This window comes from Oscillibacter sp. GMB15532, assembly GCF_041020825.1.
In the GTDB taxonomy this organism is placed as follows: domain Bacteria; phylum Bacillota; class Clostridia; order Oscillospirales; family Oscillospiraceae; genus Oscillibacter.
Genome location: NZ_JBEVTO010000009.1, coordinates 137,466 through 159,209, shown reverse-complemented (window position 1 = coordinate 159,209; position 21,744 = coordinate 137,466). Strand labels below are relative to the sequence as shown.

23 protein-coding genes are annotated in these 21,744 nt (G+C 59.1%); 3 read left to right on the top strand and 20 right to left on the bottom strand.

The window, feature by feature from the left end; translation table 11 throughout:
• Window positions 1–83: 83 nt before the first annotated feature.
• From ABVS15_RS12040 to ABVS15_RS12020, 5 genes are all read right to left on the bottom strand, one after another.
• On the bottom strand, window positions 84–242 hold the full coding sequence (locus ABVS15_RS12040; RefSeq protein ID WP_369283924.1) for a hypothetical protein: 159 nt from the start codon (window positions 240–242) through the stop codon (window positions 84–86).
• 125 nt (window positions 243–367) lie between these two features.
• Window positions 368–1,282, bottom strand: coding sequence for a GerMN domain-containing protein (locus ABVS15_RS12035; protein ID WP_369283923.1), 915 nt, complete (start codon window positions 1,280–1,282; stop codon window positions 368–370).
• The gene (locus ABVS15_RS12030) at window positions 1,279–2,622 is read right to left on the bottom strand and encodes a sensor histidine kinase (protein WP_369283922.1); all 1,344 of its coding nucleotides are present in this window, start codon (window positions 2,620–2,622) and stop codon (window positions 1,279–1,281) included. The genes ABVS15_RS12035 and ABVS15_RS12030 overlap by 4 nt, the downstream gene beginning before the upstream one ends.
• Before the next feature lie 82 nt (window positions 2,623–2,704).
• Complete coding sequence (locus tag ABVS15_RS12025; RefSeq protein WP_369283921.1) at window positions 2,705–3,382, bottom strand: response regulator transcription factor; 678 nt, start codon at window positions 3,380–3,382, stop codon at window positions 2,705–2,707.
• A 20-nt stretch (window positions 3,383–3,402) separates the two neighbouring features.
• Window positions 3,403–3,783, bottom strand: a complete 381-nt coding sequence (locus ABVS15_RS12020; RefSeq protein ID WP_369283920.1) for a ComEA family DNA-binding protein — start codon at window positions 3,781–3,783, stop codon at window positions 3,403–3,405.
• A 342-nt stretch (window positions 3,784–4,125) separates the two neighbouring features.
• On the opposite strand from ABVS15_RS12020, the gene ABVS15_RS12015 reads away from it, so the two are divergent.
• Complete coding sequence (locus ABVS15_RS12015; protein WP_369283919.1) at window positions 4,126–5,490, top strand: D-alanyl-D-alanine carboxypeptidase family protein; 1,365 nt, start codon at window positions 4,126–4,128, stop codon at window positions 5,488–5,490.
• Between the two features lie 48 nt (window positions 5,491–5,538).
• Here ABVS15_RS12015 and ABVS15_RS12010 read toward each other — a convergent pair whose 3' ends face one another.
• The 5 genes from ABVS15_RS12010 to yedF all read right to left on the bottom strand — a co-directional run bounded on the left by ABVS15_RS12010 (window position 5,539) and on the right by yedF (window position 8,761).
• Window positions 5,539–6,051, bottom strand: a complete 513-nt coding sequence (locus ABVS15_RS12010; protein WP_369283918.1) for a nitroreductase family protein — start codon at window positions 6,049–6,051, stop codon at window positions 5,539–5,541.
• A 452-nt stretch (window positions 6,052–6,503) separates the two neighbouring features.
• The gene (locus ABVS15_RS12005; RefSeq protein WP_369283917.1) at window positions 6,504–6,677 is read right to left on the bottom strand and encodes a DUF6472 family protein; all 174 of its coding nucleotides are present in this window, start codon (window positions 6,675–6,677) and stop codon (window positions 6,504–6,506) included.
• A gap of 94 nt (window positions 6,678–6,771) precedes the next feature.
• Window positions 6,772–7,008 carry a DUF3343 domain-containing protein gene (locus ABVS15_RS12000; RefSeq protein ID WP_369283916.1) on the bottom strand — a complete coding sequence of 79 codons (237 nt, stop codon included), beginning with the start codon at window positions 7,006–7,008 and terminating at the stop codon, window positions 6,772–6,774.
• Complete coding sequence (locus tag ABVS15_RS11995) at window positions 7,008–8,147, bottom strand: aminotransferase class V-fold PLP-dependent enzyme (protein ID WP_369283915.1); 1,140 nt, start codon at window positions 8,145–8,147, stop codon at window positions 7,008–7,010. The genes ABVS15_RS12000 and ABVS15_RS11995 overlap by 1 nt, the downstream gene beginning before the upstream one ends.
• On the bottom strand, window positions 8,144–8,761 hold the full coding sequence (gene yedF, locus ABVS15_RS11990) for a sulfurtransferase-like selenium metabolism protein YedF (RefSeq protein ID WP_369283914.1): 618 nt from the start codon (window positions 8,759–8,761) through the stop codon (window positions 8,144–8,146). The genes ABVS15_RS11995 and yedF overlap by 4 nt, the downstream gene beginning before the upstream one ends.
• Window positions 8,762–8,999: 238 nt before the next feature.
• Here yedF and ABVS15_RS11985 point away from each other — a divergent pair, with 238 nt between their 5' ends.
• On the top strand, window positions 9,000–10,256 hold the full coding sequence (locus ABVS15_RS11985; RefSeq protein ID WP_369283913.1) for a diaminopimelate decarboxylase: 1,257 nt from the start codon (window positions 9,000–9,002) through the stop codon (window positions 10,254–10,256).
• Between the two features lie 238 nt (window positions 10,257–10,494).
• Here the strand turns inward: ABVS15_RS11985 and ABVS15_RS11980 are convergent, their stop codons facing one another.
• The 7 genes from ABVS15_RS11980 to ABVS15_RS11950 all read right to left on the bottom strand — a co-directional run bounded on the left by ABVS15_RS11980 (window position 10,495) and on the right by ABVS15_RS11950 (window position 18,099).
• Window positions 10,495–10,794, bottom strand: coding sequence for a hypothetical protein (locus ABVS15_RS11980; RefSeq protein ID WP_369283912.1), 300 nt, complete (start codon window positions 10,792–10,794; stop codon window positions 10,495–10,497).
• Window positions 10,795–10,879: 85 nt separating this feature from the next.
• Complete coding sequence (locus ABVS15_RS11975) at window positions 10,880–12,250, bottom strand: penicillin-binding transpeptidase domain-containing protein (RefSeq protein ID WP_369283911.1); 1,371 nt, start codon at window positions 12,248–12,250, stop codon at window positions 10,880–10,882.
• Window positions 12,237–14,237 carry an FtsW/RodA/SpoVE family cell cycle protein gene (locus ABVS15_RS11970; protein ID WP_369283910.1) on the bottom strand — a complete coding sequence of 667 codons (2,001 nt, stop codon included), beginning with the start codon at window positions 14,235–14,237 and terminating at the stop codon, window positions 12,237–12,239. Before ABVS15_RS11970 ends, ABVS15_RS11975 begins: the two co-directional genes overlap by 14 nt.
• A 153-nt stretch (window positions 14,238–14,390) precedes the next feature.
• Window positions 14,391–15,578, bottom strand: coding sequence for a toxic anion resistance protein (locus ABVS15_RS11965; protein WP_369283909.1), 1,188 nt, complete (start codon window positions 15,576–15,578; stop codon window positions 14,391–14,393).
• A 223-nt stretch (window positions 15,579–15,801) separates the two neighbouring features.
• Entirely contained in the window at window positions 15,802–16,344 is a 543-nt protein-coding gene (locus ABVS15_RS11960) for a DUF6512 family protein (RefSeq protein ID WP_369283908.1), read from the bottom strand.
• Window positions 16,345–16,409: 65 nt separating this feature from the next.
• On the bottom strand, window positions 16,410–17,039 hold the full coding sequence (locus tag ABVS15_RS11955; protein ID WP_369283907.1) for an MBL fold metallo-hydrolase: 630 nt from the start codon (window positions 17,037–17,039) through the stop codon (window positions 16,410–16,412).
• A gap of 100 nt (window positions 17,040–17,139) precedes the next feature.
• A complete protein-coding gene (locus ABVS15_RS11950) occupies window positions 17,140–18,099 on the bottom strand; it encodes a DUF4349 domain-containing protein (protein WP_369283906.1) in 960 nt (319 codons plus the stop codon).
• Window positions 18,100–18,269: 170 nt separating this feature from the next.
• On the opposite strand from ABVS15_RS11950, the gene ABVS15_RS11945 reads away from it, so the two are divergent.
• Window positions 18,270–19,307, top strand: a complete 1,038-nt coding sequence (locus ABVS15_RS11945; protein ID WP_369283905.1) for an alpha-hydroxy-acid oxidizing protein — start codon at window positions 18,270–18,272, stop codon at window positions 19,305–19,307.
• A 63-nt stretch (window positions 19,308–19,370) separates the two neighbouring features.
• Here the strand turns inward: ABVS15_RS11945 and ABVS15_RS11940 are convergent, their stop codons facing one another.
• The 3 genes from ABVS15_RS11940 to ABVS15_RS11930 are packed head-to-tail and all read right to left on the bottom strand — an operon-like array spanning window position 19,371 to window position 21,681.
• The gene (locus tag ABVS15_RS11940; protein ID WP_369283904.1) at window positions 19,371–19,895 is read right to left on the bottom strand and encodes a DUF4352 domain-containing protein; all 525 of its coding nucleotides are present in this window, start codon (window positions 19,893–19,895) and stop codon (window positions 19,371–19,373) included.
• A gap of 41 nt (window positions 19,896–19,936) precedes the next feature.
• The gene (locus ABVS15_RS11935) at window positions 19,937–20,698 is read right to left on the bottom strand and encodes an acyl-[acyl-carrier-protein] thioesterase (RefSeq protein ID WP_369283903.1); all 762 of its coding nucleotides are present in this window, start codon (window positions 20,696–20,698) and stop codon (window positions 19,937–19,939) included.
• A gap of 17 nt (window positions 20,699–20,715) precedes the next feature.
• Window positions 20,716–21,681, bottom strand: coding sequence for a hypothetical protein (locus tag ABVS15_RS11930; RefSeq protein WP_369283902.1), 966 nt, complete (start codon window positions 21,679–21,681; stop codon window positions 20,716–20,718).
• Window positions 21,682–21,744: the final 63 nt, after the last annotated feature.

The window sequence follows — 21,744 nt, the reverse complement described above, 5'->3', positions numbered from 1 at the left end:
TTTTACCACATCTTACTGTGTTTGTCAAGAACTTTTTCAACTGTTTTCGACATTTGAAACCGTTGTCTTGTTCGGCAACTCGATTAGATTACCACAGTTTCCCATGGTTTGTCAAGCACTTTTTTCAAGTCCTCAACACTTCTTTTCAAGTTCGCCGCCGCCCTCCCGGACAGCTTTGTTAGGATACCAGCATGTGCCCTCATTGTCAACCCTTTTTCGACCATTTTTTCACTTTTGCTCATATTTGCTATGTTTCCTGCTTATACCTCCCCGCCTACTGTCTAATCTGTTGATTAGGGCCTTTTTAGCCTTCCAAAAGGGTAGGCGGCCCCGGCGCACCGCTTTTGCGCCTGGGCCGCCTCTTTATTTAATTCTCCCGTGGATAGGTTTCCGCGATGGAAGCGGAGCCGAAGCTGCTGGCCGGCTCGCCCTCCATCAGATACCGCACCTGCTGCACCGCATCCAAAGAGATCAGGGACAGGGCCAGCGCATCCAGCGCGGTTTGCACGTCCGCATTCTCAGGCAAAGCGGAAAGGACGGCCGCAGAAAGATTGACATAGCACACACCATCGCTGAGCTGGGTGGTCAGCACCGTAAAGCCCTCTGGCAGGGCGGAAATCATTCCCCGCTCCGTCGGGCCCGCCTCCAGAGCTGCCACCAGGGCGGAAAGCTGGGTATCCCCCTCGTAAAGGTCAAGCCGGTCCTGAATCCCCACAAGCTCGCCCGACTCATTCAAAAACCACAGTGTCACCGGCACAGTGCTCACCACGTCCTCCATACTGCTCAAAAGCAGGTCCCCGCCGGTAAAATACTGCTGATTCCGATAGGCCAGCTCCTGCCCTCGGACCGTGACGGAGACAGAGCGAATCTCCGGAAGCTGCATCAGCGTCAGTGTAATGCAGTAATCCGCGATGGTCAGCCCCACACCGGACAGCGTGCTGTACGGATAGGAAAGGTCCACCGTGGCATGGCCATTGTCCAGAGACGCGGAGAGAAGCTGCGTCCCTCCGGGAAAAGGACTTTTCAGTTCTTCGCTCCGGGGGCCCTCCAGAAGCGCCTCTGTCAGCTTCTCCGCGGCGGCCCGGGTATCTGATTCCTGAAGTCCCTCCAGCAGCACCGGCTCGGACTGCACCGCGTCGCCTCCGGCGGCGGCCCGCAAATCCTCCGCCATATAGTATAATGTATAGCTATCCGCGTCCGCCCCCTGGGTCTGGCGCGTCGCATAAACGCATCCCGGCAGCAGCATCACGGTGCAAAGCAGCAAAAGTCCTCGAAATTTCATTCTCCGCCGCCTTCCTCTACCCGCGGCCAATGGACAGTGAATACAGCGCCGCCCTGCGGACGGTTCGCCGCCTCCACAGACCCGCCGCGGTTTTTCACGGTGTCCTGCACAATGGACAGTCCCAACCCCGTGCCGCCCGCAGCCCGGGAGCGGGCCTTGTCCACCCGGTAAAAACGCTGGAAAATCCGGGGCAGATCCTCCTCTGGAATGCCCACGCCGTCGTCTGCCACCGTCAAAACGGCCTGTCTTCCCTCTCGGCGCAGGGAAACCCGGACCTGTCCCCCGTCGTGGGAATACTTCACCGCGTTGTCCACAAGATTGTACAGCACCTGATGCAGCTCGTCCTTCGTGGCAAGCACCCGGCAGTGCTCCGCCGCGTCGCAGTAAAGCGCAATCCCCCGCTCCTCCGCCACCAGCTCCATCATCCGCAACACCTGCTCCAGCACCGGCGCCACATCCACCTCCGACGGCATCGGAACCGCTCCGCCGTCCAGCCGGGTCAGGCGGAGTAAATCCTCGCTGATGCGGCTGAGGCGGTCCGCTTCCCGTCCGATGTCCGCCACAAACTCCCGGGTGGTGGCGGGGTCGATGTTTTCCGTCTGCAAAATAGAATCCGTCAGCAGCCGGATGGCGGCCAGCGGCGTTTTCAGCTCGTGGGATGCATCCGATACAAAACGGCGGCGAACATCCTCCGTGGTTTGAAGCCGGTCTGTCAGGCGGTTAAACTCGTCGCCGATCTGGGCAATCTCGTCGTGGCCCCGGACAGCCGCCCGGTGGCTGTATGCCCCCGCCCGCACCTGGCGGATGGCGGAGAGCAGCTCACTGATTTTCCCCGTCAGCGCCCGGGACATGATAAAGGACACCACCAGCACCATGGCGGTGACGATGATGGACAGATTCCGAATGTTGCTTTGAAAGCCCCGCAGCAGCGCTGCCTGCCCCACGTCGTACTCATAGGCATACACCGCGCCGATAATGCGGTTCTGATACAGCACCGGCGCCGCCGCCCTGCTGCGAAACGCGCCGCTGCGGTAGCTGGCGGTAAACGCATCGTTTCCCATAAGTGCCTGCACTACCTCGGTATACAGCGCGTAGTCCCCCACAGCGCCGTCGGACTCTCTGGTGTCGTAGAGCACTTTCCCCGCCGCATCGGTGACGAGAATCCGGCTCATATCAGCGGCCGCCACCAGCGTCATGGCAGCGGAGACGTTCTCCTCCGTCAGGCTTTCCAGATTCGCAAGGGCAGACACCATCACGGACACGCTGTTTTCCATAGCGGTCGCTTTGGAGCGGAACGCCAGATCCTCCGACACGATCAGCGGATAGGTGTTCAGCAGCACCAGCACTGCCGCAATGAGGAGAATATAGCTCAGCCCGAATTTTATCTGGAGGCTGCCCCGAACCCGAGGCCGCTCTTTTTCCTCAGCTCTTGAAATAGTAGCCCACCCCCCACTTTGTCAGGATAAGCTCCGGTTCCGCCGGATTTTTCTCCAGTTTTTCCCGCAGGCGGCGGATATGGACATCCACCGTCCGATAGTCCCCGCCATAGGAATAGCCCCAGACCACATTCATCAAATTTTCCCGACTGTATACCCGACGGGGATTGCGCATTAAAAGTTCGATCAGGTCGTATTCCTTCGCCGTCAGCTCCACGGTTTTCCCGTCCCGAAGGGCCACCCTCTGCTCCGTATCCAAAGATAACCCTCCGACGGTGATCACGCTGCCCTGCGCCCGTTGGGTCCCCCCCGCCCGGCGCAGCAGCGCCCGCACCCGGGCCTTCAGCTCCATAATGTTAAAGGGCTTTGTGAGATAGTCATCCGCCCCGGATTCAAAGCCCATCAGCTTGTCCGCATCCTCACTTTTGGCCGTTAGCATAATGACCGGCACGTTGGAAAACTCCCGGATGCGCATGCATGCCTCAATTCCGTCCAGCTCCGGCATCATCACATCCAGAATGATCAAATCAAAGCGCTCGCTCCGGGCAAGGGATACGGCGGCGGCCCCGTCATAGGCGCACTCCACCTCGTAGCCCTCATTTTCCAAATTGAATTTCATGCCCTTCACCAGCAGTTGTTCGTCGTCCACCACCAAAATCTTCAAACCTCAGCGCTCCCTTCCTTCTATCCGACACATACGTACTCCCGCAGCGCGGCAAGCTTCCCCTCGCCGATTCCGCTGACGTTCACCAGTTCCTCTACCGTATCAAAGAGACCGTGTTCCTCGCGATACGCGATAATGCGCTCCGCCAGCTTTTCGCCAATTCCCGGCAGGGTGGCCAGCTCCTCCTGCCCGGCTGTGTTGATGTTGACAGGCCCTGTTTCCGTCTCCTCCTCCGGCAATAGCTCGGAGGACACCGCAGCCCTCTCGGTGCTCACCGTGTAGCGGCCCTCTGCCCCCGCACTCCGGGCGTGCAGAAGCAAAGCCAGCAGTAGGCAGAGAAACATCGCTGTCAGAATTAGCAGAATTTTCTCCGTTTTTGTAGGTCGAATTTCTCCTGTCACGGTTGAACTCCCCCGAAAAGTTTGTTATACTGAAAAAGAATACGGAACCGGCGAAGCTTGTGTCGGATATGAGCGGTCCGCCGCAATACTATATATACGTACGCAGCGGCGCATATTGCCCTCTCCCAGAAACGTGATACCGCCAGGGCTGCGCCCGAAGCATATCACACCATCATTTGCCGCTGCGGGAAAGCCGGGAGCAAACTTGCTCAAATCAAAGTATCATTGTCGTTTTGCGGCTATGATACCATCGCTGCGCAGCGGCGTTATCGTATCTATTTTAAATTTAAGTATCATGGCTGCTTTTCAGCTATTATACCACAGATTATTGGAGATTGTCACATGAAAATCAAACGCTTCCTCTCTGCTTTTTTACTGCTGGTAACGGTGGCGGGCTTCTCCGTTATCCCCGCCGTTGCCGATGAAATTGCCCCCGCCGCCGATCCCACCATCACGGCCAAGGCCGCGCTGCTGGTGGACAGTGAAACCGGCTCCATCCTCTACAAGAAAAACGAGCACGCCGAGCTGTACCCCGCCAGTCTGACAAAAATTATGACTGCGCTGCTGACATTGGAGGCCATCGATCAGGGCAAGCTTTCACTGGAGCAGGAGCTGACCGCCTCTGCCTCCGCGCTGACCGGCCTTGCTTCCGATGGCAGCTCCGCCGGGATTCAGGTAGGGGAAACCATGAGCGTGGAGAATTATCTCAAGTGTATGCTGGTGGTTTCCGCCAACGAGGCCTGTGACGTTCTGGCCGAGGCGGTCAGCGGCAGCGTGGCCGATTTTGTGGACGCGATGAACGCCAAAGCAGTAGCCCTTGGCTGCAAGAACACTCACTTTGCCAATCCCAACGGACTGCACGACTCCCAGCATTATACCTCCGCCTGGGATTTGTACCTCATCACTCTGGAAGCTATGAAATATCCGGAGTTCATGGCCATCTGTGACATGGGCGTGGCGGAAATCCCCGCCACCAACCTCTCTCCCGTCCGCCGTCTGCGCACTACCAACTACCTGCTCTCCAACTGGCGGGCCGTCGGCTATGTCTACTCCGACGCTCACGGTATCAAAACCGGTTCCACCTCCGAAGCGGGGCATTGCCTCGTCTCCTCCGCCACCAAAGGCAGCCGTACCCTTATCAGCGTTGTTCTGGGCGCAGATCGGGTTGTGGGGGCCGACGGCGTGGCGGACGTGCGGAGCTTTTCCGAAACCCGGCGGCTGTTTGAATGGGGCTTTAGCAATTTCTCCATGCAGACGGTTCTTTCCGATTTGGATATGCTGGCGGACGTTAAGGTGGATCTCAGCAAAATCGACAGCGTGGCCGTTCATCCCGCCGACCGGGTGGAACTGCTCCTGCCCAACCACGTAAAGTCCGAGGAACTGGAGCGAAAGCTGGATCTTCCGGAAACAGTGAACGCCCCCGTCACCGCGGGGCAGGAGCTGGGCACCGTAGAGCTGTCTCTGGACGGCACGGTATATGCCACCGTGCCTCTGGTGGCGCTGAACAATGTGGAGGCCTCCAAGCTTCTCACGTTCTGGTTCAATGTCCAGCAGTTTTTCAGCCAAATGGCCGTAAAGGCGGCGCTGATTGTTCTTGGTATCCTGGTTCTTTTGGGAATCGGTTGGAAGCTTACCTTAGGCCGTCGGCGCTATCGCTACGGAAAACCCTCCCGCCGCGCCCGCGGCTACCGGGGGCGGCGCAGATAATCGCATAAAAAAGCAGTCTCGCGGATATCCGCAAGACTGCTTTTTGCTTTACAGAACGGTGACAAACTCCTCTATGGGCTTGCGATCCTCGTGCAGGCGCGCAGGATGCGCTCCTTCTGCCGGATAGCCGATGGGCAAAAGGGCGACGGGTGTGCAGCCCGCCATCTCGGGGAACCGCTCCGCCAGCGCGGAAGGGTCAAACATCCCCACATACGTGGTGCCAAGCCCCAAATCCGCAGCCTGAAGCATCATCTGCGCGGCGACAATGGCCGCGTCAATCTCGCCGTGGTTCTTGCCGTCTCCCTCCCGGACCCAGGCCTTTTCGGCCTCATAGGCCACCACCAGCATCAGTGGGGGGTGAAAATGGCTGTCGGCACAGGCGTCGGCCTTTGCCAACGCCTCCTCGCTTTTCAGGACGAAAATGCGCTGAGGCTGTTTGTTGTGGGCTGTGGGGGCGCAGCGTGCAGCCTCCAGCACCAAATCCAGCTTCTCCTGCTCCACTGGGTGGTCGCTAAATTTCCGCAAGGAATAGCGGGCTTTTCCCAACTGTGCAAAATCCATGTCAGGTCCTCTCTTTCGTATCAGCGTCTCCGCGTTTTTTGACGGTTCAATATTTTTAATTGTATCACGCCGTCTTTTGCTGCGCAACCGTAAAATACATACGACCGCGCAAACCTCTCACGATCACGCGAAGGATCGCCCAGGGCCGGATAAGGCGGCTTTTCATAAAGCGCCGGCGGCGCGCGGCGGGGCTGACTCTTCCGGGCTCTCCGGAGTGGAGCTTGCCCGCGTCCGCCCCGCGCCCGCCTTTTCCACGGGAACCCCTGACCGCGGTCCCCGGAAACCGAAAAGCCATCGGCTTTTCGGGGCCTCGCCCAGCCCTGAGACAGTATATGCCCCACCGGAGGAAAGCGTCCGCCCGCTTCTCAGGCAAAACAGCACGAAGGAGCGGAATGAAGCGGGGCCTTTTTCTGCCCGGCCTAGCCTTGTGTTATAACGTGCATTTCCTCTGCTCACTGCCGCCGGGCCGTCTCATAGTCTCCGCCCCGGCGATAAAAGGGGCAGCTTCCCGCATCAGCCCGGAGGAACCGCTCCATTTCATCTTCATCCAAATCCATGCTGCAAAAGTCGGCGTCCGTCTCCTCGTCATAGTTCAGGTGGACGCATTCCTCGCATTTTCCGGCCATATCCAATCTCCATTCTTTCGCTCCGCCCGAAGGCCATCTTCCATCTTTGACAATCACACGCTAAATTAGCTGAACCCCGAATGCGAACGCATGCCTATCGGGGCCGGATCATGTCGTAAATCCCATCAATATGGATTTTCCGACGAATCACCAGCGCCTCCAGTGCTTCCCGGCTATCGGCCGGGGCCATCCAGCACATGCCGCACCCGGCGGTGACGCTGCGGGGCACCGGAATCAGCCTGCCGGGCAGGTCTTCTTCCCGACAGGCTTTTTCCATGGCCATAGCCCCCACGGTGGCGGGGAAAGTGACAATACACACTGTTTCGGCCATCACAGCTCCTCCGCCAGCGTCCGCACGGCGGCCGCAGCCTGATCCGCCTCGGTCGCGGTATTGAAGTATCCGAAGGAAAACCGCACCGCGCCCTGCTCCTTTGTCCCCAGCGCCCGGTGGAGCCGGGGCGCGCAGTGGGCGCCGGGGCGGGTGGCAATCTGAAAGCGCTGTTCCAGCTCGTCCGCCACCATGGCGCTGTCCCGTTCCCCCAGATTCAGCGCCACAATAGGCGCGCGGACCTCCGTCCAGAAGTCGCCATAGACCCGCACGCCGGGAAGCTCCGCAATCCGCTCGTAAAACCGGCGGGCAAGACCAAGATCGTGGGCGCGGACCTTCTCGACGCTCACTTCATTCAGCCAATCCAGCGCCGCGCCCAGCCCCGCGATGCCGTGGCCGTTCAGCGTCCCCGCTTCCATGCGGGTGGGGTACTCCTGTGGCTGGGTTTCGGAAAAGCTCTGCACTCCCGTGCCGCCCACCTTGAAAGGCCGGATTTCCACACCTGTTCCCACACACAGTCCGCCGGTCCCCTGCGGGCCATACAGGCCCTTGTGCCCGGTGAAGCACACCGCAGAAATTCCCCGCATCTCCATCTCGATTGGCAAAACGCCAGCCGTCTGGGACGTATCCAGCACAAATAGCAGCCCATGGGCGCGGCAAAACGTCGCCACCCGGTCGACATCCAGCACATCGCCCGTAAGGTTCGAGGCATGCGTGCAGACTACGCCCCGGGTGTTGGTCTTAAGTAGTTTTTCAAAATCGGCGTAATTGATCCGGCCCCCACTGTCGGCAGGAACAAAATCTACCTCACCGCCCTGCGCCTCCAACCGGTAAAGGGGCCGAAGGACGGAGTTGTGCTCCCAGTCCGTGGAAATCACATGGTCCCCAGGACCAAACAGCCCCGCAATTGCCGCGTTCAGCGCCTCGGTGGAATTGGGTGCAAAGCACACCCGCTCGGGACCAGAGCAGCCAAACAGGACCGCCAGCTTTTCCCTTGCGTCGTAAATCGTCCGGGCGGCAGTCAGCGCCTCGCCATGGGCGCCCCGGCCGCTGTTTCCAAAGTCATCCAGCGCCGCCAGAACCGCCTGTCCCACCGCCGGGGGCTTGGGCCGGGTGGTGGCGGCGTTGTCCAGATAAATCACGGCTTGACCACTTTTCCGGCCTGTGCCAGCGTCTCCACAATCTCATACATATTCGTGACGCTGCCCACCTCCAACTTGTCGGTCAGTCCGTAAAAATTCAGGCAAGTGCCGCAGGTGCGGATGTCCACGCCCTTATCTGCCAGCGCCTTGATATCCTCCAGCGAAGCGGAGCCCCGGCAGGTCAGATGTGCGCCCCCGTTATAGAACAAAACGCTTTTGGGAAGACTGGGAAGCTGGCTCACCGCAAACAAAAAGCCCTTCATCAGCGTTTTTCCAAGCTCCTCGCTGCCCCGGCCCATGGCGTCCGTATCCACCGCCACCACAAAGCTTCCGGAGGAGGGCAGCCCGCACAAATCCCCGGTAGTCTCCAGCGCAATGGGGGAAACCGGGCCGGTCACATCCATCACCACGGCGGAAATGCCGTTCCCCTTTGCCTCCACGTGCATAGAAAAATGATATCCCGCCGCCATGCGGCGAAGGTTCTGCACCGCTACGTCGTTGTTCACCAGAATCTCCAAAGTTCCTGCCTCTTTCATGGCTCCCAACGCCTTTGTGGCTTTCACCACGGGAATGGGGCACTCCTCGCCCACCGCGTTTACCGTAATTTTTTCCATACCGCCGCTCCTTCCGCCCGTCCGGGCTGATCTTGTCCCTTCATTGTAGACGCAGGCCGGGAGAATTTCAACAGTTGCTTTCAATATGTGCACGGTTTTTATAGAAAAGACCGATGCTCTGCAAATTTTTTATCAAATTCGTCATATTTCGTGGATTTTCTTGACACAAGAGCCGTCCGCGCATAGAATAGAATCCGTTCACACCGCGAACGGACTTGAATAATTGTGAGGTTTTCCCATGAAAAAACCCTTTTTAACAAAAGATCAGCTGGAGGCCGTCGCCGCCCAATACCCCACGCCCTTTCATATTTACGACGAGCGGGGCATTCGGGAAAACGCCCGCCGCCTGAAAGCCGCCTTTGCATGGAACCCCGGCTTCCGGGAGTACTTCGCCGTGAAGGCCACGCCCACCCCAGCAATTTTGAAAATTCTTCACGAGGAGGGCTGCGGCTGCGACTGCTCCTCCCTCACCGAGCTGATGCTGGCGGACAAATGTGGTGTCCGGGGGCAGGAGATCATGTTCTCCTCCAACAACACCCCCGCCGAGGAGTTTGAATTGGCTGACCGGCTGGGGGCCGTCATCAATCTGGATGACATCACCCATGTGGAGTTTTTAGAGCAGTCCATCGGCCATATTCCAGAGAAAATCAGCTGCCGGTACAATCCCGGCGGCATGTTCACGCTGGGAGAAACCCGAGAGGGCTTTCAGGTGATGGACAACCCCGGCGATGCGAAATACGGCATGACCCGCGCCCAGATCGCGGACGCATATCAGATGCTGCGGGACAAGGGCGCAAAGGAGTTCGGTATCCACGCCTTTCTGGCCTCCAACACGCTGTCCAACGAATATTACCCGGCTCTTGCAAAAGTCCTCTTCCAGCTTGCGGTGGAGCTGAAGGAGGAAACAGGCTGCCACATCACCTTCATTAACCTCTCCGGCGGCGTGGGCATCCCCTATCTGCCGGACGCGCCGGAAAACGACATCGCCGCCATCGGCGAGGGCGTGCGCCGGGTCTATGAGGAGGTACTGGTTCCCGCAGGAATGGGGGACGTGGCGCTGTGCTCGGAACTGGGCCGGTTTATGCTGGCGCCCTACGGGCATCTTGTTACCCGCGCCGTCCACGAAAAGCACATTTACAAGGAGTATATCGGTGTGGACGCCTGCGCCTGCAACCTGATGCGCCCCGCCATGTATGGGTCCTACCACCACATCACCGTAGCCGGGAAGGAGGAGGCCCCCTGCGACCATAAGTACGACGTGGCGGGCGGCCTGTGCGAAAACAACGACAAGTTTGCTGTTGACCGGATGCTGCCGAAAATCGACCGGGGTGACCTGCTGGTGATTCACGATACGGGCGCCCACGGCTTCGCCATGGGTTATAACTATAACGGAAAGCTTCGCTCCGCCGAGCTTCTTTGGAAGGAAGATGGCACCCCGGAGCTGATTCGTCGGGCGGAAACCGTGGAGGACTATTTCTCCACGCTGGTCTGGTAATTCGGCAGGACACAGATTTCCGGACCATATTTTGCGGGCACTTTCCCGGACAAAGCGTCTGTTCAACGCGCCGGGTGGGAGAACAACCCCGATTTTACCAAACCAAATAAACAGCGGGGGACGGATGCTTCATCCGTCCCCCGCTGTTTCATTTTCGCCGCTCCCTGCGCTTCGGACTCACCTATATCGGGTCTTAGGTTCACCCCAAGCCGGGATTTGAGGTCGTGCCTCCCGGATTTCAGGCCAGCAGTCCGGCCGCCTTCAGCACCACCGCCGCCGCCATGGCCAGCAGCACCGTCAGCGCCCCCTGTCCCGCCAAGCGGTTTCCGGAGATGACCTCTTTGCCCCCGTCCTGTCGGCAGGCAATCATCAAAAACAGCGTGGCAAGGGACAAAGCCGCTCCCGCCACGGCGACGGCCCCCAGCACGGCCTCGGGAAAGCCCAGCGCCCGCCCCAGAAAATAAAGCAGCAGCCCGGCGGCGGAAACAATGCTCCCAGCGTTCATCCACCGTTTTTTCTTCGTAAAGTCTTCCTGCATATTCATCTCTCCGGTTTCTGTCATCTTAAAGGCGCGGCAGGCTTTTCACTTTCCAAAAAACGCTCTCCGCGCTCATCTCACGGGTTCAATATCCGTTTACAATCGCATCCAGCACCCGGCCAGCCACCGTCCCGGCCACAGACGCGCCGCCGCCGCCGTTTTCCACCAGCGCCACAAACGCATAGGGCGTGTCCTCATCCCTGAGGAATCCGGTAAACCAGGCGTGGGGCGTTTTGCCCTCTCCCACCTCTGCCGTGCCGGACTTGGCGCAGATGTCCATGTTGGGAAAGCGCTTTGTCCCGTAGGATTCCGTCACGTTGTTGGCCATCAGGTCCGCCAGTGTTTTTGCGGTGTCGGCGTTAATCAGCCGCCCGGTATGGCGGGTCAGATTCAGCGAGGAGGGTAGCCCCAGACTGTCCCGTGTTTTTAAAATCAGCTTGGGCACGGCGGCTTTTCCCCCGTTCCCGACGGCGCCCATGTAAACCATCAGGGCGCAGGGATTTACCGTGTCGTGAAACTGCCCCACTCCGGCCCAGCCAAGCTCGCCGTCGGTGATCCCGTCGAAGGAAAAGCTTCCTTTTGCGGTGGGCAGACCGCTGACGGAATAGCTGTCCGTCAGCCCCGCTTTTGCCGCGTAAGCTGCCAGTGTATCGGCCCCCAGTTCCTCCGCCATCTCCGCGAAGGCAACGTTGCAGGAGTCGGCCAGCGCCTCGGCAAACGTCTCGTCTCCGTGGGTCCCGGAGCAGACAATCGTCTCCTCCCCGATTTTCACGGAACCCTGACAGTTCCATGTCCGTGTGTCGTAGTCCGGCAGCTTCTCAATGGCCGCCGCCGCCGTCACCGTTTTAAACACGGAACCGGGGGTAAAGGTGGAGGACAAAAACCGGTTGAGATACGCGCCCTTGTACCGATCGTTTTCCAGAATATCCGTCGGGACATTCAACGGGTCGTAGCTGGGTGCGGAAACCATGCACAGGATTTCCCCTGTTTTGTAGTTGTAGACCGCCACGGTCCCCGCCTTGCCGTTCAACGCCTGATATGCCTCATAATTATACCGCGCGTCGATCGTCAGGTACATGGAGTTTCCCTGATGGGCGGAAAACGCGCCGTTAACAAGGTCATATCCTGTCAGCTTGTCGGCAAAGGCGTTCAGCACGCCGGTGCCGATACTGCCCTGCAAATCCCCCACCGCGTGGAGGGTTGATTTACGGACCGTCTCGTTTTGATAGTAGGTGCGGTTTCCGTCGTCGTCCACAGCCGAGAGCACGTCCCCGTCCCGATCCAGCACCGTGCCGCTGGTCAGAACACCCGCATTGTTATACAAATGCCGATTGAAGGCCGAGGAGGCCCAGCCGCCCCCGTGAATCAAAAATTTCCCCACGAAAAAGAGCAGTCCCAGCCCCAGCGCCCCCGCCAAAAGCAGACACAGCACTGCCCGCCGTTCAATTTTCCGCATGGCGATCCTCCTCTCCGTTGGTTTCCCGGTTCCGGAGGAACTCCGGTATGGTAAACGAATTCTCATCGTCAAAGTACGGGTTCAGCGCATCGTTTTCCTGCGCAAATCCCGTGCCTGCCGATCCGCTCTCCGCGCCGCCCGTAGGGTTGAACTGTCCATCATCTCCGGCAGACTCCGATTTTCCGTCGCCCTTCATAGGCTCCCGGCGAAATTCGTCCTCCCGTACCGGCTCCGTACGGCGGCGGGCTTCCTCCGTCAGTCGCTTGCCTGGTCCGCGCCGAATGGCGAAGCTGGCATTTTCCCGGGTGTCCGTAGCCTTTAGAAAGGCCAGCAGTCCCCAAGCCGACAGCATGGCAGATCCGCCGTTGGACACGAAAGGCAGTGTCACCCCCGTCAGGGGCAGCAGGTCCACGGAGCCAAATACGTTCAGGCAGGTCTGGAACACCATCAGCGACCCGGCGGCGCAGGCGGCGATCACATAAAAGCTGGACCGGCCCACCCGACACGCCCGCACGGCAAACACTGCCAGCGTCACGATGGAGGCAATGGCCAGCACCGCCACAATCAGCCCCCACTCTTCGCACAGCATGCCGAATACCAAATCCGTGTCACCCGCCGGAATTTTATAAAGCCAGCCCCTTCCGGCTCCCATGCCCACAAGACCGCCGCTGGCGGCGGCGGACATGGTACGGGTCTGCTGATAGGCCGCGCCCACCGACGCGTTTTGCCACGCGTGGCCCCATGTGGCAAAACGGCTGAGGATATACGGCTTAAACTGCACAATCAGTCCCGCCCCGAACACCGCCCCGCCGCAGATCAGCCCCAGCGTGGCAAAGTCTCCGGAGCGGAGATAGGCAATCACCAGAAACGTGACAAAAAAGACGGCGGCGGTACCGAAATCGCTCATCAGTCCCAAACAGCCGATGCAGACCCCGGTGAGGACGATGAACAGCGTCAGGTTCCGCCTGCGGAACAGGCGCTCCAGCGTGGCGGACCCGGCAAAAATGTAAAAGATTTTCGCAATTTCCGAAGGCTGAATAGAGAATGGCCCCAGAATAATCCAGTTTTTCGCGCCAAACACCCGGCTGCCCAACACCAGTGTCACGCCTAAAAGTCCCATGGCCACCGCTGCGGAAATCCACCGGAGCTTCTGCACCCGGCTTAAATCCCGCAAAGCCAGCCCTAGTGCCAGAAACAACACCAGCCCCAGCACAACGGCGATAAACTGCTTGAGCAGCGACCCCGGTGCGGAGGACGCGGTGACGGAAAGGGACAGCGTGGATAGGAAAAATGCAATGGTCTCCATCTCAAAGCCCACGCATTTGGTGGCCCGCAGGGCGATGTAGTAAATCCACATCACCGCCGTCAGCCCCAGAAAACTCAGGGGCAGGACCACCGTGGCCTTCTCTCCCGCCGCCACAATGAGCTGGAGGCAGGCAAGGACCTGAAACACCGTCAGCCACAGAAACGAGGGCCACACAGCAGCGGGCCGCTCCGCCTGCCGCCGCCGCTCTGTCTCCTCCCGCTCGCCCACGGTCTGGGGCAGGAACAGCAGGGGTACACCGCCAAGGCCCACGGTGTCCCCCACCCGCACAGGGGCGGAATCAGTCACCACCTCGCCGTTCAGCAGCGTGCCGCCCTTGGAGCTGAGGTCATACAGCGTCCAATCCCCCGCTTCATTCCGGCACAGGGCCGCATGCTGGCGGGAGATGCTGGGATAGTTTAGAATTACGTCCGCCGTTTTGCTGCGGCCCAGAATATTTTCCCAATGCGTCAGGGGAAGAGCCGTGCCGTTGGGCAGGCTCAGCTGAGCCCAGGTTTCCGGTGTGTGGGGGATGCGCAAAAGCCCCCGGATGGCCCGGAATAAAATCAGCACCGCCAGCACAGGGAACAAAAATCGAACCACGGCGGAAAACCACGCGCCCGCCATGGGCACGGCGGCAAGCGCCGCCGTCACAGCGTCCAGTATGGATTGCAGGCCGGTCATCTCACCGCCTCCTTTCTACTTTCCAAAGGGCATCATTTGCTGCTTTTGCAGACCTCGCAGCCTTTTCGGCTTCTTTCAGTCCTGCTTCTCCCGGCCGGGCGCATCGATCCCATCCGGAAAATCATCCACCTGCCGGGCAATGCCTGCCGGACTTTAACCGCGCAGCTCCATCAGCTTCTGCTTCAGCTCCCCCTCGATGCGGCCAAGCTCCACCTCGGCAGCCCTGCGCCTTGCCGCGCCCTCCCGCTGAACGGTCATCACCTCGTCCAGCGTGGAAATCAACTGCTGATTGGTGTGCTGAAGGGTTTCGATGTCCACAATGGACCGCTCCGCCTCCTTGGCGGCGGCCACCGTGCCCATTTTCAGCATGTCCGCGTTCTTCTTCAAAAGCTGATTGGTGGTGTCGGTCACGGCGGACTGGGCGGCGGTGGCCTGACGGGAATGCTCCAGCCCCAGGGACAGCACCATCTGGGACTTCCACAGCGGAATGGTATTCACCAGAGACGACTGGATTTTCTCCACCATCAGCGTGTCGTTGTTTTGCAAAAGGCGGGTCTGCGGCCCCATCTGCACGGAAATCATGCGGGTCAGCTCCAGATCGTGGAGCTTCTTTTCAAACCGCTCGCACATCTGCACCCGGTCGTTGTACGTCTGCGCGTCCTCCTGTGTGCCGGTGGCCTCCGCCTTTTTACGCAGCATCTCCAGTTCTCCGGCCCGGTAGTCGGCAAGCTTTCTCTTTCCCGCCAGAATGTACATGGTGAGCTCCTTGTAATATTTCAGGTTCAGCTCGTACATCTGGTCCAGCATGGCCACGTCCTTCAGCAGGATGATCTGGTGCTGCTCCAGCTCACGGGCGATGCGCTCCACATTCGTCTCCACCTTGGAGTATTGGGCCTTCATCGTCTCCATTTTATTCCCGGCCTTTTTAAACACGCCGAACAGGCCCTTTTTCTCCTCCTCCTCGCCAAAGCCCCGCAGCTCTGCCACCAGCGAGGAAAGGGACTTGCCCACGTCGCCCAGGTCCTTGGTTTTCACGGAGTTGAGCGCGTTTTCGGAGAAGCCCGCCACATTTTTCTGAGCCGCCGCGCCATACTGCAAAATCATATTGGAATCAGTAAGGTCGATTTTTTTGGAGAACTCCTCCACAGCCTTTTTCTCCTGCTCGTTTAAAAGGCTTTCATCCAGCCGGACGGGTTCTACCTCCGGCTTGGGCGCAGGTGCGGCGGGGGCGGTGGGGGTGGAAGTCGCTCCACTTTCCAGCGTCAGCTCCGGAATTGCTTCAGCCGCAGCCGCGGTCGATTCCAGCGTCAGCTCCGGCACTTTTCCAATCTCATCAGCCATGTTTTCTTCCTCCATGCGTTTATTTACCGCTTTGCGGCTCTTGCGGCCGGGGCCTGTCCCCCTCCGCGCAATGCCGATGAAGCCCTGCGGGCGGCTTTACAAAGCCTCTCCGCCCAGCCCCCGGCCCTGAATCTTCAATCGGTTTATTATACTCCCGTCCAAACGCCCCGGTCAAGAGAAAGCCCCCTGAAACAGCGCGTTTCAGGGGGTGTTTACAGTCTATTCACGACGCAAGCCCGTACACGCCGGCTGCCGCGTCCCAAAACAAGGGCAGTCTGGGCGGGCGATAGGTCCACAGCACAAACAACAGCGCCAGCGCCCACAGCGCCGCAAGGCCCGCCGCCTGCTGCCATCCGGAGGTAAACCGTCCCGTCCTTCCAAGGCACCAGTCCAGCAAAAAAACCGCCGCAACCGAAACCAGAAACACGGCGATATCCGCCCACAGCGTATGAAAGCCCACAATTCCGCTGTACGTGTAATACAGCACCGGAATCAGCGCCGTCCCGATCCATAGGGAAACACCTCGCACCGCCAGAAAGTTCCGGGAGTCCCGCAGCCAAACCTCCGCCATGGAGAGGAGAAAAGCCGGGAAAAACAGCAGCTTCATGTGCTCCCAAACGGATTCGTTGACCGAACAGAAGGCCGCCGCGATGCGGCTTTCCCCCGTCCAGCCCCAGAGAAAATGCAGCGCCGCTCCCGCTGCCGCGGTAAAAAGAAAGCCACCCAGCGCCCAATACCACTCGCGCCGCCGCGCCGCCACGCCCATATCTCCGCCTCCGTTCCAAATCCGCATTTGGAAACAGTGTGCGCAAAGGCGGCAAAACTATGCGCTCAGGCGGGATATTTTGGAACCAGCACCACGGGCGCGGTCATTTCCCCTCCCGACTTGGCAAGGTACGTAAAGGAGCTTCCCGGAAGACGCTGCACGGCCTCCTGAGGCCACAGCGCCAAAAAGTCCTCCACTCCAGAAACCTTTTCAAGCCCGAAAGGCGCGTGGCGGTAATGCATGGGGACCACCGTCCGAGGCCGCAGAGTCTCGCATACGGCCTTGGCCCCGGCTGCATTCACTGTGAAGGTCCCTCCCACGGGGACCAGCAGCACGTTGCATCTGTCGATGGCCTCTGCCTGCTTTTCAGAGAGCAGATGGCCCAAATCCCCCAGATGGCAGACCCGAATGTTCCCTGCCGAAAAGACGCGGATGGTGTTTTCTCCCCGGAGGGCGCCCCCCTCCCCGTCGTGGAACGAGGGAATCTCCTCCACGGAAAAGGGGCTCTCCCGCCCCGACAGCAGCCTCACTCCATCGGTGTAGCTGTGGTCAAAATGCCCGTGACTGCAATAAACTTCGTGAGCTTCCAGCTCCAGCGCCGGATAGCCGGGAACGCCGGTATAGGGATCGACGACGATCCGATAGCCGTCCTGCTCCAAAAGAAAGCAGGCGTGGCCCAGCCATGTGACGGTCATAAAAATCCCTCCTGTTTCATTTGCGAACCTGCCCCGCAGGCGCGATGCGCCTGCGGGGACATCTTACGTACATATCCGCTTTAGAGACAGTATACAGGATTTATTCCTGTTTGTCATCCTGTGTTTCCGGCGCGGGCACTTCCTTAATGGTCTGCGTCTTCCGCTTCCGGCGCACCAGAACAGCTCCAACCACCGCAAGAACCACCAGCGCCACCCATACCCAGGCATAGGCCAGCATCAGCAACGCGTTCTGGACGAAATCCGCAAAGCCCCGCGCTCCGGAGGTCAGCGCCCCGGCAAGACGGCTGAAGAACCCGGTGGCAGGCTGCTCCACGTTGGAGAGCTGATATACCTCGCTCAGGGAAAACTGCACCGTGGAATAGTCCACCTGCGAATCATAGTGCTTCATCTCCCCGGCCAGTGATTCAATCTGGCTTTCCGCCTCGGAAATGGCGCTCTCAATGGTAATGATGTCCTCCATGCTTTCGGCCTTGGCGAGAAGGTCCTGCAACCGCGCAAGCTTCGTTTTCTGCGTCTCCAGCCGCCCTGCGGTGTCATAGTACAGTTCGCTCACATCCTCCACGTTGGAGCTGGTGTAGGTCACATGGGCCAGTTCCCCCGCCCGGGTGAGAAACGTGCTGAATTTTTCCTTGGGAACCCGGACGGCATAGCTGCCATACCGATAGCCGGAGCCGCCGTAGCTCACACTGCTGTTCTGGGTCCAGCCGCCAAGCTCCTCCACCAGTGCCGACAGGTTCTTGACCGTATCGTCAAAGGTGGTGGTTTCAAGGTTCAGATCCGCGGTGTAAATCAGCTTGCTCCCGTCCCCGCCATCCTTTTCCGCCCGGAGTTGGCTTTCCACTCTTCCGCTTTCCTCAGAGGCCGCAAAGCCGTTCATATCCATCGCCGCCCCGGATTCGGCGGAGGGCCGCTCGGCAGGGGCGGCCGTACTGTCCATTTCGCCGCCAAAGGATGCCCCGCCGCCGGATGACGCGCCGCAGCCCGCCGCCAGCACCGTCAGACACAGGGTCGCCAAGAGCATCGCAAACTTTCTTTTCATCGTTTTATCCTCCTTGTCGTTCGCCCATCGACTTCCAACTGATGTGCATTTGTCACTTTAGACGCAGGTACATGGAAAAAGTTACACAATTTGTTGCGTTTTTTTTCAGGCGGCGTTAAAATGACGGCAGTACGCGCGCAAACACCGCGCAGCATGGGAGGAATCGCTCTATGACATATCAGGAAGTATTGGAAAGCGCCCGCACCCGCGTCGGTCCCCATTGCAAGGCCTGTCCGGTCTGCAACGGCGTGGTCTGCAAAAACACCGTCCCCGGCCCCGGAGCCAAGGGCATCGGCACCGGCTTCATCCGCAATTATCAGAAGTGGCAGGAGCTGTGCGTCAATATGGACACCATCTGCGAAAACAAACCCGCGGATACCACGTTCAAGATCTTCGGCCAGACCTTTGACCTGCCGGTATTTGCCGCGCCCATCGGCGCCATGACCCTGCACTATGGCGATCAGTACGACGACCTTACCTACAACGACCTGCTTATCTCCGCTTGTTCGGCGGCGGGCATCGCCGCCTTTACCGGCGACGGCACCAACCCCGCCGTGCTGGAGGGGGCGGCAAAGGCCATCGCCGCCAGCGGCGGTCACGGCGTGCCCACCGTCAAGCCCTGGAATCTGGAGCTGATTCGGGAGAAGATGGCGCTGGTAAACACAGGCAATCCCTTCGCCGTGGCCATGGACATCGACGCGGCGGGCCTGCCTTTCCTGAAAAACATGCAGCCCCCCGCCGGAAGCAAAACGGTGGAGGAGCTGCGGGAGATCGCGGCGCTCGCCAAAAAGCCCTTTATCCTCAAGGGCATCATGACCGTGGAGGGCGCGAAAAAAGCCCTGAAGGCCGGGGCTTCGGGCATCGTCGTGTCCAACCACGGCGGACGCGTGCTGGACAACTGTCCAGCCACGGCGGAGGTTTTACCCGCCATCGCAGATGCCGTAGGCGGCAAGCTGACTGTCTTTGTGGACGGCGGCATCCGCACCGGGATGGACGTATTTAAGGCGCTGGCTTTGGGCGCAGACGCGGTGCTCATCGGCCGCCCCTTCGTCACCATGGTGTACGGCGGCGGTTCCGAGGGTGTTGCCATCTACGTGGAGAAGCTGAAAGCCGAGCTGGCCGACACCATGGCCATGTGCGGGGCCCACAGCCTTGCCGATATCCGGCGGGACATGGTGATGACTCCCCGGGATTTAGAGCGGCTCTGATGTTTGCAGTAAAAGGCGGTCCCGGACAAATCCGGGGCCGCCTTTTATATTCAAATAGCTGTTTTACACAGACACTCCTGCTTCTTTTGCGGTAAAGAATACCTCGTACAGATTGCCGGTTTCGCCGGTGTCAAATTCCTCCAGATAGACAACGGAAAAATCGTCAAAATCCGCCGGAACCTCAAAAATCAAAAGGCCGGTCCGCTCCTCATCCACTGCCAGATCGTATTCAGACTCAAGCTGTTCTTCGCTCACAATGGTATCAACGGGATTTGAAAACGCGTTGTCCTGATCGTCCTTGTCATTCCACTGGGCCTGAAAATCGGTGTCAAACATGGGGATGGTTTCGCTGAACGTGTTCTTGATCGTCAGTTCCGACACCAGCAGCTTATAGTCCTCCTCAGGGGTATATCCCTCGTATGTATCAGAGATGTAGACGCTGTTGACCGTGAAGTCAAAAAACTCACTGTGCATCACATCTCCGATGCGGCCCTCTTCATACTCTTCGCTGCTTCCACCGCAGGCAGACAGCATCAGCATCGCGGCCAATGCCGCCACGGAAATCCATTTTTTGTTTCTCAGCTTCATTTTTAATACCTCTTTTTCTTTCTTTATTTTTTCTCTATATCTCATTGCCCAGCCGGACCAAACTCGCACCGGCAGGAAAAGCACAGCGTCTCTCCCAGCCGCCCCTCCATTGTGTAGGCGCTTTCCTCCCGAAAGCCGAACAGCCCGATCGTCTCCCCCAGCACGGCCTCCTTGCTGTAATTCACGTACAGCTCCCGCAGGGGTGCGGACTGCAAATCCGACGGCAGCGCGTCCCACACGATGTCGCCGTAATTCCCGCTGTGCACATGGCCGTTGCCATCCAGATCGGACCAGCGGACGGGACGCGGCCCCAGTTCTTCCAGCCCGTCCTTGGGCAGGAAGATTTTCCTGCATTCCGGGCTGTCGATCGCCTTGGGACAGACATGCACCGCCTTGCGTTTAAAATCGGAGGGGCGGAGAATTTTCCGCTCCGCCGGGTCAATGAGAATCCACTCGCTGCGGGCGCTCACGGCGGCGGCGCCGCTTTCGTCCGTCAGCTCGTAGGCCCGGCGCAGATGGGCTCCCCGGATGCCGTCCTCCCATGTGGAGATGGTGATCACCTCCCGGTTCACGGGCCGCCGGTGAATCCGCAGGGCCACCCGGGACAGTAAAAACACCTGCCCAATCTCGTGAAGAATTTCATAGGTCAGCCCTCTTGCGTCATAATCAAAGCCCGCCGCCCCCGCCACAAGGCTCAAGAGCTTTGCCGGGCGCGCATATTTGTCTTTGTCGCAGTCGGCAAAGGACAGCTCCACCTCCCGGGCGTAGCAATCCTCCGTCAGCCATTGCCGAAATGCTTTCAAGTCCATCCTGCTCCTTTTTACTGTCCGCCCGCAGCGGGCGCTTCATCCTCCGGATTTTCCGTTTCTTTCAGAGGGACCTTTCTCTCAGCACCGGTGCGTTCCTCCGGCAAAGAAGCCGCTGCCTCAGCGGAGGACTGCTCCCGCGCCTGGGCCAGATAATCCCGGTGGGCCTCCTTGGGGCTGGGGACAAAGCTCTGGGCCGCCGTCCGGCTTTTACCCTGACTTTTCACATAGAAAAAGCCGGTGACGGAGAATACCGTCGCGCCGATGAAGTTCACAATCAAATCTTTCATGGTGTCGATCAGCCCAATGTCCAGATAGCCGCCAAGACCCAAATCCGCTCCGTTCACCGTCACCTCGGTGATCTCCGGAACCACCACCACTTTGTTGCTGCGGCTCGCGTCCAGCATCACCGTTTTAATCGTGTGGATTATTGTATCCTTCTGCATGTCTGTTCCCAAAAAATAGTCGCAGCCAAACTCAAAAAACTCCCACAGCACGCCGATGGTCATAGAAAAGCAAAACGCCATCAGCGCCATAAATACCGGCGAGAGATCAAACGTGAGCCGGGGATTGTCGTTCAGCAGCACCACCATGGAAAAGCCCACCGCCGCAGCAAGAAAACCGTTGAGCGTGTGCAGAATCGTATCCCAGAAAGGAATCACAATGTAAAATGCGTTGACCTCTCCCAAAATCTCCGCCGCAAAAATGAAGCACAGCACCGTGATTTCCAAAGGCGGCGGAAGCTCAATCCGCAGCCGCACCTGCACCCAGCTTGGCAGGTAGAGCAGCAGCAGCGTCAACACGCAGAAAAAGGCGCTTTCATAGCTCCCCAGCCAAATCTGGCGGGCCAGAGCCAGGATTACCAGCGCCCGCAGAAAATAAAATACGAGGAAAGAACTTTTGTGTTCCCGCAGTTCTTTGTTCAGGGCCATTCTGAAATTTCGGCGCTCCGTCCGCCGACGTTCCTTTTTGTGATTCATCGCTCCCCCTTTCTGCATTCCCAGTGCCCGTTTCGGCTTTGGGCTCAGGCAATCAGAATACCA

What these genes read in the sequence shown, in the direction of transcription:
- ABVS15_RS12040 (WP_369283924.1), bottom strand. Translation starts at nt 242, where the DNA reads ATGAGCAAAAGTGAAAAAATGGTCGAAAAAGGGTTGACAATGAGGGCA.
- ABVS15_RS12035 (WP_369283923.1), bottom strand. Translation starts at nt 1,282, where the DNA reads ATGAAATTTCGAGGACTTTTGCTGCTTTGCACCGTGATGCTGCTGCCG.
- ABVS15_RS12015 (WP_369283919.1), top strand. Translation starts at nt 4,126, where the DNA reads ATGAAAATCAAACGCTTCCTCTCTGCTTTTTTACTGCTGGTAACGGTG.
- ABVS15_RS12010 (WP_369283918.1), bottom strand. Translation starts at nt 6,051, where the DNA reads ATGGATTTTGCACAGTTGGGAAAAGCCCGCTATTCCTTGCGGAAATTT.
- ABVS15_RS12005 (WP_369283917.1), bottom strand. Translation starts at nt 6,677, where the DNA reads ATGGCCGGAAAATGCGAGGAATGCGTCCACCTGAACTATGACGAGGAG.
- ABVS15_RS12000 (WP_369283916.1), bottom strand. Translation starts at nt 7,008, where the DNA reads ATGGCCGAAACAGTGTGTATTGTCACTTTCCCCGCCACCGTGGGGGCT.
- yedF (WP_369283914.1), bottom strand. Translation starts at nt 8,761, where the DNA reads ATGGAAAAAATTACGGTAAACGCGGTGGGCGAGGAGTGCCCCATTCCC.
- ABVS15_RS11985 (WP_369283913.1), top strand. Translation starts at nt 9,000, where the DNA reads ATGAAAAAACCCTTTTTAACAAAAGATCAGCTGGAGGCCGTCGCCGCC.
- ABVS15_RS11980 (WP_369283912.1), bottom strand. Translation starts at nt 10,794, where the DNA reads ATGCAGGAAGACTTTACGAAGAAAAAACGGTGGATGAACGCTGGGAGC.
- ABVS15_RS11975 (WP_369283911.1), bottom strand. Translation starts at nt 12,250, where the DNA reads ATGCGGAAAATTGAACGGCGGGCAGTGCTGTGTCTGCTTTTGGCGGGG.
- ABVS15_RS11970 (WP_369283910.1), bottom strand. Translation starts at nt 14,237, where the DNA reads ATGACCGGCCTGCAATCCATACTGGACGCTGTGACGGCGGCGCTTGCC.
- ABVS15_RS11965 (WP_369283909.1), bottom strand. Translation starts at nt 15,578, where the DNA reads ATGGCTGATGAGATTGGAAAAGTGCCGGAGCTGACGCTGGAATCGACC.
- ABVS15_RS11960 (WP_369283908.1), bottom strand. Translation starts at nt 16,344, where the DNA reads ATGGGCGTGGCGGCGCGGCGGCGCGAGTGGTATTGGGCGCTGGGTGGC.
- ABVS15_RS11955 (WP_369283907.1), bottom strand. Translation starts at nt 17,039, where the DNA reads ATGACCGTCACATGGCTGGGCCACGCCTGCTTTCTTTTGGAGCAGGAC.
- ABVS15_RS11950 (WP_369283906.1), bottom strand. Translation starts at nt 18,099, where the DNA reads ATGAAAAGAAAGTTTGCGATGCTCTTGGCGACCCTGTGTCTGACGGTG.
- ABVS15_RS11945 (WP_369283905.1), top strand. Translation starts at nt 18,270, where the DNA reads ATGACATATCAGGAAGTATTGGAAAGCGCCCGCACCCGCGTCGGTCCC.
- ABVS15_RS11940 (WP_369283904.1), bottom strand. Translation starts at nt 19,895, where the DNA reads ATGAAGCTGAGAAACAAAAAATGGATTTCCGTGGCGGCATTGGCCGCG.
- ABVS15_RS11930 (WP_369283902.1), bottom strand. Translation starts at nt 21,681, where the DNA reads ATGAATCACAAAAAGGAACGTCGGCGGACGGAGCGCCGAAATTTCAGA.